The organism is Aurantimonas marina, from assembly GCF_017183135.1.
Classification (GTDB): Bacteria; Pseudomonadota; Alphaproteobacteria; order Rhizobiales; family Rhizobiaceae; genus Aurantimonas; species Aurantimonas marina.
The window spans coordinates 316,744-331,149 of sequence record NZ_JADDXW010000001.1 but is presented as its reverse complement, the minus strand read 5'-3'; the positions used below and the strand labels follow the sequence as shown (position 1 = coordinate 331,149).

At 65.7% G+C, this 14,406-nt stretch carries 18 protein-coding genes; 8 read left to right on the top strand and 10 right to left on the bottom strand.

Going from position 1 to position 14,406, the window contains the following annotated elements; genetic code table 11:
* Nucleotides 1-55: 55 nt before the first annotated feature.
* The 3 genes from ING15_RS01625 to tlpA form a co-directional block, all read right to left on the bottom strand.
* Nucleotides 56-451, bottom strand: a complete 396-nt coding sequence (locus ING15_RS01625) for a type II toxin-antitoxin system VapC family toxin (RefSeq protein WP_332873744.1) — start codon at nt 449-451, stop codon at nt 56-58.
* The gene (locus ING15_RS01620) at nt 448-702 is read right to left on the bottom strand and encodes an AbrB/MazE/SpoVT family DNA-binding domain-containing protein (RefSeq protein ID WP_206453016.1); all 255 of its coding nucleotides are present in this window, start codon (nt 700-702) and stop codon (nt 448-450) included. The genes ING15_RS01625 and ING15_RS01620 overlap by 4 nt, the downstream gene beginning before the upstream one ends.
* A 79-nt stretch (nt 703-781) precedes the next feature.
* Nucleotides 782-1,456 carry a thiol:disulfide interchange protein TlpA gene (tlpA, locus tag ING15_RS01615; protein WP_206453015.1) on the bottom strand — a complete coding sequence of 225 codons (675 nt, stop codon included), beginning with the start codon at nt 1,454-1,456 and terminating at the stop codon, nt 782-784.
* 26 nt (nt 1,457-1,482) lie between these two features.
* Between tlpA and argH the strand changes: the two genes are divergently transcribed.
* The 4 genes from argH (at nt 1,483) to ING15_RS01595 (ending at nt 7,504) form a co-directional block, all read left to right on the top strand.
* Nucleotides 1,483-2,922, top strand: a complete 1,440-nt coding sequence (gene argH, locus ING15_RS01610; protein WP_206453014.1) for an argininosuccinate lyase — start codon at nt 1,483-1,485, stop codon at nt 2,920-2,922.
* A gap of 88 nt (nt 2,923-3,010) precedes the next feature.
* On the top strand, nt 3,011-3,313 hold the full coding sequence (locus ING15_RS01605) for a hypothetical protein (protein WP_206453013.1): 303 nt from the start codon (nt 3,011-3,013) through the stop codon (nt 3,311-3,313).
* A 213-nt stretch (nt 3,314-3,526) separates the two neighbouring features.
* The gene (lysA, locus tag ING15_RS01600; RefSeq protein ID WP_206453012.1) at nt 3,527-4,801 is read left to right on the top strand and encodes a diaminopimelate decarboxylase; all 1,275 of its coding nucleotides are present in this window, start codon (nt 3,527-3,529) and stop codon (nt 4,799-4,801) included.
* A 96-nt stretch (nt 4,802-4,897) separates the two neighbouring features.
* Nucleotides 4,898-7,504 (top strand): TIGR02302 family protein, encoded by a 2,607-nt coding sequence (locus ING15_RS01595; protein WP_206453011.1) that lies wholly within the window; start codon nt 4,898-4,900, stop codon nt 7,502-7,504.
* Nucleotides 7,505-7,526: 22 nt separating this feature from the next.
* On the opposite strand, the gene ING15_RS01590 is transcribed toward ING15_RS01595, so the two are convergent.
* The 4 genes from ING15_RS01590 to ING15_RS01575 are packed head-to-tail and all read right to left on the bottom strand — an operon-like array spanning nt 7,527 to nt 9,276.
* Nucleotides 7,527-7,880 (bottom strand): DUF1428 domain-containing protein, encoded by a 354-nt coding sequence (locus ING15_RS01590; RefSeq protein ID WP_206453010.1) that lies wholly within the window; start codon nt 7,878-7,880, stop codon nt 7,527-7,529.
* Nucleotides 7,881-7,905: 25 nt separating this feature from the next.
* Entirely contained in the window at nt 7,906-8,391 is a 486-nt protein-coding gene (locus tag ING15_RS01585) for a VOC family protein (protein WP_206453009.1), read from the bottom strand.
* 13 nt (nt 8,392-8,404) lie between these two features.
* Nucleotides 8,405-8,875 (bottom strand): VOC family protein, encoded by a 471-nt coding sequence (locus tag ING15_RS01580; protein ID WP_206453008.1) that lies wholly within the window; start codon nt 8,873-8,875, stop codon nt 8,405-8,407.
* The gene (locus ING15_RS01575) at nt 8,872-9,276 is read right to left on the bottom strand and encodes a VOC family protein (RefSeq protein ID WP_206453007.1); all 405 of its coding nucleotides are present in this window, start codon (nt 9,274-9,276) and stop codon (nt 8,872-8,874) included. The genes ING15_RS01580 and ING15_RS01575 overlap by 4 nt, the downstream gene beginning before the upstream one ends.
* A 79-nt stretch (nt 9,277-9,355) precedes the next feature.
* Here ING15_RS01575 and ING15_RS01570 point away from each other — a divergent pair, with 79 nt between their 5' ends.
* The gene (locus ING15_RS01570) at nt 9,356-9,805 is read left to right on the top strand and encodes a MarR family winged helix-turn-helix transcriptional regulator (protein ID WP_206453006.1); all 450 of its coding nucleotides are present in this window, start codon (nt 9,356-9,358) and stop codon (nt 9,803-9,805) included.
* A gap of 24 nt (nt 9,806-9,829) precedes the next feature.
* On the opposite strand, the gene ING15_RS01565 is transcribed toward ING15_RS01570, so the two are convergent.
* The 3 genes from ING15_RS01565 to ING15_RS01555 all read right to left on the bottom strand — a co-directional run bounded on the left by ING15_RS01565 (nt 9,830) and on the right by ING15_RS01555 (nt 11,717).
* Nucleotides 9,830-10,261 (bottom strand): response regulator, encoded by a 432-nt coding sequence (locus ING15_RS01565; RefSeq protein ID WP_206453005.1) that lies wholly within the window; start codon nt 10,259-10,261, stop codon nt 9,830-9,832.
* Nucleotides 10,262-10,380: 119 nt separating this feature from the next.
* Nucleotides 10,381-10,917 (bottom strand): hypoxanthine phosphoribosyltransferase, encoded by a 537-nt coding sequence (hpt, locus tag ING15_RS01560; protein WP_206453004.1) that lies wholly within the window; start codon nt 10,915-10,917, stop codon nt 10,381-10,383.
* Nucleotides 10,914-11,717 (bottom strand): hypothetical protein, encoded by an 804-nt coding sequence (locus ING15_RS01555; protein ID WP_206453003.1) that lies wholly within the window; start codon nt 11,715-11,717, stop codon nt 10,914-10,916. Before ING15_RS01555 ends, hpt begins: the two co-directional genes overlap by 4 nt.
* 164 nt (nt 11,718-11,881) lie before the next feature.
* On the opposite strand from ING15_RS01555, the gene ftsE reads away from it, so the two are divergent.
* The 3 genes from ftsE (at nt 11,882) to ING15_RS01540 (ending at nt 14,326) form a co-directional block, all read left to right on the top strand.
* A complete protein-coding gene (gene ftsE, locus ING15_RS01550; protein ID WP_206453002.1) occupies nt 11,882-12,541 on the top strand; it encodes a cell division ATP-binding protein FtsE in 660 nt (219 codons plus the stop codon).
* Nucleotides 12,534-13,523, top strand: coding sequence for a cell division protein FtsX (locus ING15_RS01545; protein ID WP_206453001.1), 990 nt, complete (start codon nt 12,534-12,536; stop codon nt 13,521-13,523). The genes ftsE and ING15_RS01545 overlap by 8 nt, the downstream gene beginning before the upstream one ends.
* A 98-nt stretch (nt 13,524-13,621) precedes the next feature.
* Entirely contained in the window at nt 13,622-14,326 is a 705-nt protein-coding gene (locus ING15_RS01540) for a YdcF family protein (RefSeq protein WP_232845485.1), read from the top strand.
* The last annotated feature ends 80 nt before the right edge of the window (nt 14,327-14,406 follow it).

Below are 14,406 nucleotides of genomic sequence, written 5' to 3'. Positions count from 1 at the left end.
TCTCGGTTCCGGCGAGCGCAAGGCCAGAGGCCCGGTCGGCGTAGGCGGCCGCTCCTCAGAGCAGTTCGACGCGCCCGCCTGTCTCCGCGATCAGGCGCGCCGCCTTTTTGTCGAAGGTCACGAAGATGTCTCCGCCCAGCCTGCGTCCCTCGAAGGCGATGATGCCGTCGGCGAAATCCCCGCCGGCTACCAGCATGGCAAGGCCGGCCTCGGCCGCCGCCCGGTCGCAGACGACTTTTTGATCCGACAGGATTCCAGTAATCGTGTCGAATAGCTCCGCGGAACTCAGCCGATATCGTTGCCGCAAGGACCAGGCAACTTCGCAGAGTGTTGGAAGCGTCAGTACAACTGAAGATGCACGCCTCAGAAATTCAACCGCCTTTGGACTTTGATTCGGCTCATCGCCGACAAGCGCGCGGATGAGTACATTCGTATCGGCGATAATGATCACCGCCGCTTTGCCCAACCGTCCGCGATAATCTCGTTCAGCTCCTCGATCGTCGGCGCGGGCCCGGTAGCCTTGTGCTTTAGGCTTCCGAAGAAATTCTCCAGCGAACCGGTTTTTCGTTCGCTCCGCAGCAGGACCTTTCCGTCCTGCTGCATGTCGACTTCGATCTTCTCGCCGGGCTTCACCCCAAGATGTTGGAGAAGGTCCTTTTTTAACGTGACCTGGCCTTTGGCGGTTACGGTTAGCATCGACATGGGGGCATCCTCGTGTTGAAGTTGCAATGTAAGGCATCATTGCCTTACTTGCAATGCCCTGGTGATGTGGAGCGCCCCCTCACACCGTGCGCCCGCTCTCCTTGACTGCCTCGATCAGCCGCACGGCGTCCGGGCTCGCCCATTCCGCCGGGCCGTTGATCGCCGCGCGGGCGCAGCCGTCGGGTCCGACGAGCACTGAGACCGGCAGGCCGTAAGCCAGCCCGCGGCCCTTCAAATCGTCGAAGACGCCCATCGTTTCGTCGCGGTAGAGGGGCAGGGCGGTGAGCTTGGTCTCGGCGTAGAACTTCTTCGGCTTGTCGATGCTGCCGGTGTCGATGTTGATCGGGATCACCGCGAAGTCCGCGCCGCCCTCCTGCTGCTCCAGCGCGTCGAGCGCCGGCATTTCCTCGCGGCAGGGCACGCACCAGGTCGCCCAGAGATTGACCAGCAGCGTCTTCCCGGAAAAATCCTTCAGGCTTGCCGGCTGGCCGTCACCATCCGTGAACGCCATCGCCGAGATGTCGAAGGGTTCATCGAGCGCCTGCACGGCGGCGACCTCGCCGCGCGCCGCCCCGTCGATCGCGGCATAGATCGCCGCGTCGGCCGGACAGGACGTGGCGGCGACTTCGTTGCCAGACCCCGTCTCGCTCACGTATAGGACGACACCGCCCGCCGCGATGCCTGAGATCAGCGCGATCCCGGCGATGACACCGAGCCGCCGCCCGTTCGAAGCCTGTCGTGTTTCCTCGGACATACCGTCAAAAGCCCTTTCGAGTATTCATGCGCCAGAAGACCAGCAACGTCCCGAAATCAAGCAACGCCCCCACGTCCAGCAACGCCATGTGGGGTGGTCGCTTTGCTTCCGGACCCGACGCCATCATGGAGGAGATCAACGCCTCCATCGATTTCGATCGACGGCTTTATGACGAGGATATCGCCGGTTCGAAAGCCCATGCCGCCATGCTGGCCGATCAAGGCATCATTTCGGCGGAGGATGCCAGCCAGATCATAGCGGGTCTGGAGGACATCCGCGCCGAGATCGCCGACGGGCGCTTCACTTTCTCGCGAGAGCGCGAGGACATCCACATGAACATCGAGGCGCGGCTAGCCGAGCTGATCGGCCCCGCCGCCGGCCGGCTCCACACCGCCCGTTCGCGCAACGATCAGGTGGCGGTCGATTTCCGCCTGCATGTGAAGACGGCGTTCGGCTCGCTCGCGGAAGCGCTCGAGGCCTTCATCGACGCGCTGCTCGACAAGGCCGAGGCGCATGCCGACACGGTCATGCCCGGCTTCACCCATCTCCAGGTCGCCCAGCCGGTCACCTTCGGCCACCATTGCCTCGCCTATGTCGAAATGGCGGCCCGCGACCTGTCGCGCTGCCGCGACGCGATCACCCGTCTCGACGAATGTCCGCTCGGCGCCGCCGCGCTCGCCGGCACCGGCTTTGCCGTCGACCGGCACCAGACGGCGGCAGCGCTGGGCTTTCGCGAGCCGACCCGCAACTCGCTCGATTCCGTGTCCGACCGCGACTTCGCCCTGGAATTCCTCTCGGTCGCGGCGATCTGCGGAACGCACCTGTCGCGTCTCGCCGAGGAAATCGTCATCTGGTCGACGCCGCAGTTCGGCTTCGTCCGGCTGTCCGACGCATTCTCGACCGGCTCCTCGATCATGCCGCAGAAGAAGAACCCGGACGCCGCCGAGTTGGTCCGGGCCAAGCCCGGCCGCATCAACGGCGCGCTGATCTCGCTGCTGACCGTGATGAAGGGGCTGCCGCTCAGCTATTCCAAGGACATGCAGGAAGACAAGGAACAGGTCTTCGACGCGATCGATTCGCTCGCTCTGGCGCTGGCCGCCGCCACCGGCATGGTCCGCGACATGAGCATCGAAACTGAGGCGATGCGCCGGGCGGCCGGCCACGGCTTTTCCACCGCCACCGACCTCGCCGATTGGCTGGTGCGCGAACTCGGCCTGCCGTTCCGCGAGGCGCATCATGTGACCGGACGGGCGGTAGCGCTCGCCGAAGAGCGGGGCGTCGGGCTCGAGGATCTGCCCCTGGACCTTCTGCAAACGCTCGAGGCGCGGATCACCGACGCGGTCTACTCCGTCCTCGGCGTCGATGCCTCGGTGAACAGCCGGACGAGCTTCGGCGGCACGGCGCCCGCCAATGTCCGCGCCCAGATCGCCTATTGGCGCGATCGACGCGGCGGCAAGGGCGAATAGTTCCGGCGGGTGGTGATTTCTTCGTCGCGAACCGTTATCACCGGCAGGATGGGGATCGACGGCGGGCGACGGGCTGAGGGGTGACGAGATGACGGAGCGATCGAGTGTTGCGGCCAAGCCGGTGCTGATTCTGGCCGCGCTGTCGGTTCTTGGCGGCTGTGGCGTGAAGAACCTGCCCGTGGCGCCGGATACCAATGAGGTGCCTTCCGTGGTGGCCGAACAGACCCAGGGCGGGACGACCAACGTCCTCGGCAGCGGCGAGACCGGCACAGCCGTTCGCGCCGCGCGAATCTCGGATGTCCAGAACGACAATATGGTCAGCGCCGCCGAGGTCACCCGCAACAAAGACGCCTCCGGCAAACGGTTCTTCCTCGATCCGTTGCTGAACTAGTGGATTAAATTTGACATTTGATACGCACGTGCGGCGGGCTCGAAAATCAAATGTCAAATTTGAAAAATCCACGAGAGTCATAAAGTTGCTAGTGGTCCTTTGATTTCGACATTTGCTTGCCCGGGTGCTCCAAGCGGGATGCAGATGTCGAAATCGAACCACTAGGTCCGAAACCGAGCCGGTCATTCCGCTTCGACCACCGCAAGCCTTGTCATGAACCATTTTGAAATCCGGGACGGCGCCCTCCACGCCGAGGGCGTCAGCGTGGCGGCAATCGCGCGCGACATCGGCACGCCGTTCTATTGCTATTCGACCGCGACCCTGACCCGGCACTACGAGGTCTTCGCCCGCGCCTTCGCCGATATCGACGCACTGGTCTGCTACGCCATGAAGGCGAACTCCAACCAGGCGGTTCTGGCGACGCTGGCCCGGCTCGGCGCCGGAGCGGACGTCGTGTCGGGCGGCGAATTGCTGCGCGCGCTCAAGGCCGGCATTCCGCCCGAAAAGATCATGTTCTCCGGGGTCGGCAAGACCATCGAGGAGATCGATCTTGCGCTGGCCTCGCGGATCTTCTGCTTCAACGTCGAATCCGAACCCGAGCTGGACGCGATTTCGGCCCGTGCGGCGGCGGCGGGGCTGACCGCCAACGTGTCATTCCGCATCAATCCCGACGTCGACGCGCGCACCCATGCGAAAATTTCCACCGGCAAGAAGTCCGACAAGTTCGGTATCGCCTTCGAGCGGGCGGAAGCCGTCTACGATCATGCCCGCTCGCTGCCGGGCATTCACGTTTCCGGCATCGACATGCATATCGGCAGCCAGATCGTCGAGCTGAAGCCCTTCGACGAGGCTTTCGACCGCCTCGCCGATTTAGTGCGCAGGCTGCGCGCGAAGGGTCACAGGATCGATCACATCGACCTTGGTGGTGGCCTCGGCGTGCCCTATCGCCGCGACAATGCGCCGCCGCCGGAACCGCCAGCCTATGCCGAGATCGTCAAGCGGCATGTGCGCGACCTCGACTGTCAGGTGGTGTTCGAGCCCGGCCGGCTGATCGCCGCCAATGCCGGTATTCTCGTCACCAAGGTCCTCTATGTGAAGAAGGCGGAGCACAAGACTTTCGTTATCGTCGACGCGGCGATGAACGATTTGATTCGCCCGACGCTTTACGACGCCTGGCACGACATCCACCCGGTCGTCGATGATCCGGGCGCAGGGCGGATCGTCGCCGACGTGGTCGGACCGGTCTGCGAGAGCGGCGATTTCCTCGCCAAGGATCGCGACCTGCCGAACGTCGAAGCCGGCGATCTCGTCTATGTCTCGTCCGCCGGTGCCTATGGCGCGGTGCAGTCGAATACCTATAATTCCCGTCCCCTGATCGCGGAAGTCATGGTCCGGGACGACGCCTTTCATGTCGTCCGCCCGCGCCAGACGATCGATGCGTTGATCGGCCTCGACCGGCTGCCGCCATGGTTGGAGAGCGGCGTTTGATCGCGGCTGCTACGCCTTCACACCTGCGTCACCGCCTCGCCTTCGCCGTAAAATCGGGTAAGGTTCCACGCACGGAGAAACAACGAGAGCGGGCCCATGGCCGAGACCGACCGGCACAACGACTGGACCAAGGCCGGACGGATCGCGTTGACGCGGAAGTTTGCCGCCACGGCGCTTCTCGTCGAGCGGGCGTGGCCGCTCGTCCTGGCCTTCGCCAGTCTCGCCGGAATCTTCCTGATCCTGTCCTGGTTCGGCCTGTTCGCCGCGATGCCGTTCTATGGCCGCGTCGCCGTTCTGGCGGTTCTGGCCGCACTTGCCGTCGCCGCGCTGTGGTTCAACCGTGGGCTCAGACTGCCGACGGGTAGCGACGTCGATGCCCGGATCGAGAGCGTCAGCCGGCTAACCCACCAGCCGCTGCGTGTGCAGGGCGACCACGCCGTCTCGGACGATCCCTTCGCCAAAGCCCTTTGGCATGAGCACCAGCGGCGCATGGCCGAGCGGCTGCGCAATCTCAGCGGCGGCTCCCCCAACACCCGGACCGAGCGGCTGGACCCGTTTGGCCTCAGGGCGCTTGTGGCGCTGCTCCTGGTCACCGCCTTTGCCTTTTCCTTCGGCCCCGGCGGCGGCCGGATTCTCGATGCATTCGCCCCGGCGGACGCGCAAGCGGTGGCCGTCGCCCGCGTCGACGCCTGGGTGACGCCGCCGAGCTATACCGGTCGGGCGCCGATCTTCCTGACCGATGCCCGGGGCGTGGGCGAGGGCCCGATCGGCGTTCCCGAGGGTAGCCTCCTGTCCGTTCGTTTGTCCGACGGCGCCGCCGCCGACCTCGTCTTCACGCCGACCGGCGCGGCGGCCGAGTCGGTTACCGTCGCGCCGGTCGGCGCCGACGAAACGGCCGATCTGGCGGAGGATGGCGAGGCGCCGAAGCCGGCGACGGTCGCGGCCGGTCCGCGCGAATACGCCTTCGCCCTGGAAGAAAGCGGCGAGGCCGTGCTTGCTACCGCCTTCTCGACGCTGGGCCGCTGGGATTTCGCCGTGACCCCCGACGACGACCCGGGGATCGCCTTCAAGGAGGAGCCGAGCGAAGCGCGCAACGGCGCGCTGCAACTCGCCTACACGGTCACCGACGATTACGGGGTGCGCAAGGGGCGGGCGGAGATCGTCGTCGCCGACGATGTCGCCGCCGCGAATGCCCGGCCGCTGGTCGCCGCGCCCGAGATCAACCTCGCGCTGCCCCGCCGCACCAAGGGTTCCGCCGAGGGGCGTACCAGCGCGGATCTCACCGAAAGCCCCTATGCCGGGGCAAAGGTGGCGATGACGCTGGTTGCCACCGACGACGCCGGCCAGTCCGGCCGTTCCGAAACGATGCCGCTGACATTGCCCGAGCGGCGGTTCACCAATCCGCTCGCTCGCGCGGTCATCGAGCAGCGGCGAATGCTGGCGCTCGATGCGAACACGGTGCCGCGCGTCGTCGAGATGCTCGACGCGATCACCCTGCGCGGCGAGGAGTTCATCGAGAATCCGGCCGACTATCTGGCCTTGCGTGCCGCGCGCACCCGCATCGCCACCGCCTACAATGACGAGGCGTTGCTGTCGTCGGTCGACTTTTTGTGGGAGATCGCCCTCGGCATCGAGGACGGCAATCTGTCGCTGGCCGAACGGCGGTTGCGGGACGCGCGCGAGCAGCTCGCCGAAGCGCTGGAGGAGGGCGCGTCGGACGCCGAGATCGACCGGCTGATGCAGGAACTGCGCGAGGCGATGCGCGAATACATGCAGGCCTTGGCGGAAGCGATGCGCAACCAGCCGCCGATGAGCCAGGATCAGCTACAGTTGGGCGACATGCAGGAGCTGCGACCGCAGGATCTCGAGCGGATGCTGGACCGGATCGAGGATCTGGCGAAATCGGGCTCAAAGGACGCCGCGCAGCAGCTCTTGTCCGAACTCCAGCAGATGATGGACAACCTCCAGGCGATGCGGCCGGGCCAGCAGCAGTCGGGCGAACAAAGCGCCATGCAGCAGCAGATGAACAAGCTCGGGGAGATGTTGCAGCGTCAGCAGCAGTTGATGGACCAGACCTTCGATCTCGGCCGCCGGCAGTTCCAGCGCCAGCAGCAGGACCGCCAGCAAGGCCAGCCTCAACAGGGCCAGCCGCAGGATGGCCAGCAGGGCGAGCCGATGACCGCCGAACAGCTCCAGGAAATGATGAAGCAGTTGCAGGAGCAGCAGGGCCAGCTCCAGCAGGAGCTGGAGGCCTTGCAGCAGCAGCTGGAGGGCATGGGCATGGAGCCGTCCGACGGCTTCGGCGAGGCCGGCGAGGCCATGGGCAAGGCCGAAGGCGCGCTCGGCCAGGGCAATGACGGCGAGGCCGTCGGCGAGCAGGGCCGCGCCATGGAGGCGCTGCGTCGCGGCGGGCAGGACATGATGCGGCAGATGCAGGAAGCCATGCAGGGGCAGGGCAGCCAGGGCGCGCAAGGGCAGATGGGGCAGGGCTTTGGCGGCCAGCAGCAGCGCTCCGGCCGCGATCCGCTCGGCCGGCAGCGCCAGACCGAGGGACCGGACTTCGGCCAGGATGTCGGCGTGCCGGACGAGATCGACACCCAGCGCGCCCGGCGCATTCTCGACGCCATCCGCAACCGCCTCGGCGACGCCCTGTCACCGCAGCTCGAACGAGACTATCTGGAGCGGCTGCTCAAGACGCCTTAGGGGCGTTTCGGGCTGCGGGCCGCTATCCCTCCACGATCACCTGGAACCCGCCGAAGATCATGCGCTTGCCGTCGAAGGGCATGGGGTTTGCGTCCGGACTCATGCGCGGGTCTTCCATGACCTTCTGCATGCCCGCGTCGCGCACGGCCTTCGATGGCCAGACGATCCAGGAAAACACCACCGTTTCATCCGGCTTGCGCATCACGGCGGTGTGCATGGAGTTCAGCTTGCCCTCCGGCACGTCGTCGCCCCAGCACTCGGTCAGCGACAACGCACCATGTTCCTTGAACACCGCAGCCGCCATCGTGCTGTGTTCGCGGTAGGTCTCCTTGTTGGCGGTCGGGACCGCGGCGATCATTCCGTCGACATAGCTCATTGGTTTTCTCCCGGTTTGCTATCGTTCAGGCGAAGGCGCTTTTGGCGACCTCTTGCAACTCCGCTTCGGTCATCGGTTCGCGCGTGGGGGTGGCGATGGACCAATGATGCCCGAACGGGTCCTCGATGACGCCGTAGCGGTCGCCCCAGAACATGTCGGCGACGGGCATCACCACGGTCGCACCCGCGGCGAGGGCCTTGTCGGTAAAGGCGTCGACGTCGTCGACGATCAGGTGCATGGTCACCGGACTGCCGCCGAGCAGCATGGGCGATTTCAGGCCATATTCGGGGTTCTCGTCGACGAGCATGACCGACGAGCCGTTGATCGCGATGCAGCCATGCATGATCTTGCCGTCCGGCCCGGGCAGGACCATCATCTTCGTCGCGCCGAACGCCCTCTCGTAGAAGGCGATGGCGTCGGATGCGCCCCGGCACACGAGATGCGGGCTGACGGGATGTACGCCGGATCGGGCGGCGAGCTCGGCGGCGGGTTTGAGTTCGGTGGTGGTCATCTCACGTCTCCGTTCAAGCGTCTTCGAAGGCCGATTCGAGTTTCGCGATGTCGATCCGGCCCATGGACTTCATCGCGTCAAAGGCCCGTCCGGCGGCGGCTTTGTCGTCTGCGCCGAGGAGGCGCGGCACCGCTTCGGGGACGATCTGCCACGAGACGCCGAAGCGGTCGGTGAGCCAGCCGCACTGTCCTTCGCTGCCGCCGCCCTCGATCAGCGCATCCCAGAGCCGGTCGGTTTCCGCCTGATCCTTCGTCAGAATCGAAATCGACGCCGCCGGCGTATGCCGGTATTGCGGCCCGCCGTTCAGCACCATGTAGGGCGCGCCGGCGAGGGCGAATTCGACGATCAGCGCCGGACCGTCCGGGTCGGGGCGCACGATGTCCTCAATCCGGCTGTCGGGCAGCAGCGAGACGTAGAACTTCGCCGCGTCCTCGCCCCGGCCGTCGAACCAGAGGCAGGTGCGCACCTTCGGCTTGTCGCTCATTCTTCGTCACCCATCGCATCCGGGTTCATCCAGATCGGCTCCCAGATATGGCCGTCGGGATCGGAGAATGCGCGGCCGTACATGAAGCCGTGGTCCTGGGCGGTGCCAACCGGCTCACCGCCGCTCGCCAGCGCCTGATCGGTCATGCGGTCGACCGCCTCACGGCTAGCGAGTTGTAGCGCGGTGAGCACTTCGCTGACCTCGCGCGAATCGGCGATCCGCCTCGGCGTGAAACTGGCGAATTTCTCGTGGGTCAGCAGCATCGCGGTGCTGGTCTCGCTGATCCGCATGGCGAGCCCGGTGGCGTCGCTGAATTTATCGTTGAAATCGAAACCGAGCACGCTGAAAAAGCGCCGCGATCGATCAAGGTCGGCGACCGGCAGATTGATATAGACGTGCATGGACGAACCGGGCTCCCTCTTGTGGTGGTCCCGAATACTAAGTGGACAAAAACGTTGATGTCAACCTAATATGAGAACCATGCGAGACGATTTGCCCCTGGCCACGACCCATGAAGTTCGCGACCGCTGCCTGTGTCTGCATCTGCAGCGCGCGGCGCGGGCGATCGGACGCCGCTTCGACGAAGCGTTGAAGTCGGTTGGGCTGACCAATGGCCAATATTCGCTGCTGGTCTCGCTTAACCGGCCGGAGCCACCGCGCCTCGGCGATGTCGCGGTGTTGCTGGCGATGGATCGCACGACGCTGACGGCCAATCTGAAGCCGCTCGAGCGGCGGGGGCTTTTGACGATCCTGCCCGATACGAGGGACAAGCGCAGCCGCCGCCTCACGCTGACGGAGGCCGGCCGCGACCTGCTCGTGGAGGCAGTGCCGATCTGGCGGGCCACTCACGACGATGTCGATCGTCTGCTGGGCGGTCGGGACGAGGAGGCCCTGCGGGGCGATCTTCTCGCGCTGACGTTTCCCCAATGAGACGGGGAGGAGCCTGGCCTGTCCTCAGGCGCAGCGGCGGATCGGCAAATCGCCCGCGTCGCCGGTGTCGTCCGCCTGTTTCTCGACCTCGCGCTCGGCCAGGATGCGTCCGACTTCGCGGCGGATCTCGGCGATGGAAAACGGCTTTTCGACGACGCCCTCGATGATCGCCGCCAGATCCTCCGCAGCTTCCTTTTGCTCCGCGTAGCCGGTCATCAACAGCACCGGCAGGTCGGGCCAGGAGGCGCCGATCTCATGCGCGAGTTCGATTCCGGTCATTGCCGGCATGCGGATGTCGGACAGGACGAAATCGAAATCCCCGTCGCGTTCGACCAGGATATCGAGCGCCAGCTCGCCGTCCTCGGCGACGGTCACCTCGTGACCCTCGAGCCCCAGGGCGCGCGACACCAGCACGCGAACACTCGGATCGTCTTCCGCGATCAGAATTCGTGCCACTCAAAGCCTCCTGCTTTGATCATACGCAAAACCACCTTATGCCAGTAAACGTCGAGACTGACGTGAAACTGACCAGTACATACCAATCGCTGACGAATGGTTTCACGTCGCCCGCGGGCTCATTCGACGACGCGGCCGACGAATGGCAGCTCGCGGAAGGCGTGCCCGACATCCATGCCGTAGCCGACGACGAAATGGTCGGGGCAGTCGAAGCCGACATAATCGGCCTCGATGTCGGCCTTGCGCCGCATCCGCTTGTCGAGAAGGACGGCGATCTTCACCTCCTTGGCGCCGCGCGAGCGCATCAGGTCGCGGGCGAATTTGACGGTCCGGCCCGATTCCAGGATGTCGTCGATGAGCAGGACCGTGCGGCCCTCGACGGCGCTTTCGATATCGCGCAGCACCCGCACCTTGCCGCCTTCGGTCCCCGCACCATAGCTGGACAGCGTGATGAACTCGACTTCCGGTGCCAGGCCGGCACGGTGCAGCGCGCGAATCAGGTCGGCGGCGAACACGAACGAGCCCTTCAGCACCGAAATCACCAGAAGGTCCGTCGACGGTGTCGCGGCGATGTCGTCCGCGACACGCGCCACTTCCGCGGCGATCCGATCCTGGTCGAACAGCGTCGCGATCTGCTTCCCCCGGACGGTGATCATGGGCGGCGCTTTCCGGGTGAATCGAAACGCACGCTGACGTCGCCGGAAAGACCGACGGGCACGGCCATGGCCGATACGAAGCGCACCGCACGACCCGGCGCCAGCCGCTCGACGGCGGTCCGGACAGGCTTGCTGAGAAGGTCGCCCTCCGGCCCGGTCAAGACGATGCGCAACGGCGGAAGCAGCGCCGACATCTTCGTGTCGTTGGCCACGGTCCCGGCGACCGAGAGAACGGCGCCGTCGCCGCGCGGCGCCACGTTCGCGTCGACGTCACGGATGAGGAGACCGGAAAGGCTCGGATCGCTCAAAGGCGCGGCGATCGGCGATTGCGGGGTGGATAAAAGTAGCGCGGGGACGGCGAGAAGGCCGACCAGAAAGCCGCCGGCGATCAGGGCGCCGTTGCGCAAGCGGGCGGCGCCGCCCCGGGCCAGGATCGATCGTTCTGTGGCGTCATGCGCTGTGGACGCGGTGAAATGGGACGGGGCGAAGGCTTGGGAGAAGAGGTCGGGGCCGGCGTTGCGCTGGCCGGAAAATCCCGTCTCGGCGCCAAACGCACCCGGGGCGCGCTGTCCGAAAAACGCCCGCGCCGGTGAGTGCTCGGCGGGGTCGGGCTCGATCATCAGCCCACGGCGCACGGCCTCGATCTCGGCGGCGGATTTTGGCAATGTCCGACGGGTCGTCACCTCGGCCGTTCCATCGATGAGCGGACCGGTGTGAAAGGATTTGAGGGAAAGCGCGCTTCGTGGTCCCGCCGTCGCCCGGCCCGCCTTCGCCCGGGATGGGCCGCCAAATTCGGTCATCGCATCCTCTGTCCTGCCGTGTTTATGAACCGGTAAGGAATCATGCTTAACAAACCGTGAAGCCACGCCGTTCGCGGTGCGGGGTTGACGTTTGCGCGACCAACAAACAACACAGTCGCACGCATGCTGGGCGGACGACAACGACGAGATGGGAGCGCTCCGACGTGATTCGGTTCGAAAATGTCGGGCTGCGATACGATATGGGGCCGGAAGTGCTTCGCGACCTGTCCTTCGAGGTCAAGCGGCAATCCTTCCAGTTCCTCACCGGCCCCTCGGGGGCGGGCAAGACCAGCCTTTTGCGCATGCTGTTTCTGGCGCTCAAGCCCACCCGCGGCCTGATCACGGTTCTCGGCCGCGACGCCTCGACGCTGGCGCGCAAGGACCTGCCGTCGATCAGGCGGCGGATCGGTGTCGTGTTCCAGGATTTCCGGCTACTGGAGCACCTCACCACCTACGAGAATGTCGCGTTGCCGCTGCGCGTGCGCGGCAAGGACGAGGCATCCTACCGCCAGGACGTCATCGACCTGATCAAATGGGTCGGCCTCGGCGAGCGGCTGAACGCGTCGCCGGTGGTCCTGTCTGGCGGCGAAAAGCAGCGCGCAGCGATCGCCCGCGCGCTGATCGACCAGCCCGACATCCTGTTGGCGGACGAGCCGACCGGCAATGTCGATCCGCCGCTCGCCCGCCGGCTGCTGCGGCTTTTTCTCGAACTCAACCGAACCGGGACGGCGGTGGTCATCGCCACGCACGACCTCGACCTGATGGAGCAGGTCTCCGCCCGCCGCCTGGTTCTCGCCGACGGGCGTCTGGATATCTATGACTGATTTGGCGGAACGATGGGTGGACTTTCGCGACTTCCTCGAGCGCATCACCGGGCGATCGGGCCGCGAGCACCAGACGCCGATCGTGCCGCCGGCCAATGTCGCCGGTCGCGCGCTGATGACGGTGATCGCGATCATGACGTTTCTCGCCAGCCTCACGGTCGGCGCCGTCACCCTCGTCTCCGATACCGCGTCCCAGTGGCAAAACGACATTTCCCGCGAGATCACCGTTCAGGTGAAGCCGGACGAAGGCCTCGACATGGCGACGACGCTGGGCGCCATTCGCGATCTGGCGCTGGCGACGCCGGGCATCGCCGATGCGACGATCCTGGATGACGCGGCGACTGCCCGGCTCTTGGAGCCGTGGCTGGGCGAGGGGCTTGATCTGAAGGATCTGCCGGTGCCGCGCCTCGTCGTCATCACCATCGATCAGGATGCGCCACCGGATTTCTTCGCGCTGGCGACGCGGCTGCGCGCGACGGTTCCCGCGGCCGAGCTCGACGATCACCGGGCCTGGGTCTCGCGCCTCGTCACCATGGCCCGGGCAACCGTCTTCGTCGGCGTCGCGGTGCTAACCCTGGTGCTGATCGCTACCGTGCTCACCGTCGTCTTCGCCACCCGTGGCGCGATGTCGGGCAACCGCCAGATCATCGAGGTCCTGCATTTCGTCGGAGCCCGGTCGTCCTTCATCGCCGGCGAGTTCGAGCGGCATTTCCTGCGCCTCGGGCTTGTGGGGGCGGTGGCCGGCGGCGCCGTGGCGCTGGTCCTGTTCGCCGCCATGGGGTTGTGGACGACAAGCAACCGCGCCACCCCCGAAGCCGACCAGATCAGCGCGCTGTTCGGGTCGTTTTCGATCGGCTGGATGGGCTATTTCGGGGTCATCGTGCTGATTGCAACCGTCGGTGGGCTGACCGCGTTTACATCTCGCCTGACGGTCATGCGCCATCTGGCGGCGATCGACATGCTGTCGCCGGTGGAGCGGTAAGATGGTGTTAACCACAATGCCACAGGCTGCGCGGAGCGCCACGACAAAGGTCTTGCCCACACGATGCCGTATTCCGGGACGAGAGTGATAGGATGACAATGGCGGCCTGGTCCCCCGAGATGGAGTCCGGCGCCGACCGGGCGCAGCGGCGCACGCGCAGTTGGTTCGGTCGGCGATGGCTGACATTGACCATCGCGGCCATCGGCGTGACGGTGTTTGGCTATCTCGCCGGCGGCTTTCTGCGCTTCACGGAGGAGGTCGGCCTGCTGTCGCGCTCCGACTTGGTCGAGCCAGCCGACGGCATTGTCGTGCTTACCGGTGGTGCGCTCCGCATCGATCAGGCCATCGATCTTTTGAAGGACGGGCGCGGTCGGCGCCTGCTCATCAGCGGCGTCAATCCGGGCACCAGCGCCGACACGCTGGCGCGCATGACCGGCACCGACCCGTCCTGGTTCGAATGCTGCGTCGATATCGACCGCGACGCGCTGAATACTGTCGGTAACGCCGAAATGGCCAGCCTGTGGGCGCGCGAACGCGGCTTCCGCGATCTCATTCTGGTGACCAGCGACTATCACATGCCGCGGTCGCTGCGGGAATTCGAGCGGATCGACGACATTCGCTCGGTGACCCCCTACGCGGTGCAGCGCGACGATCTGTGGGGCGGAAACAATTTGCCCAACGGGTTGGGAATGCGGGTGTTGGTGACCGAATATGCGAAGCTGGTCGCGGCCAGGTTCCGGGCCTTGCTCGGCATCGGCCAGCCGGGCAGCATGTCCACCCAGCTCGCGCGCCTCGACCACTAAGGGCCGGCGATCGTCACGACCGCGAATGCTCGGCGGATGGCTCTCGATTTCCCGACAATGGCGTCGTAAAGCCTCCGGTG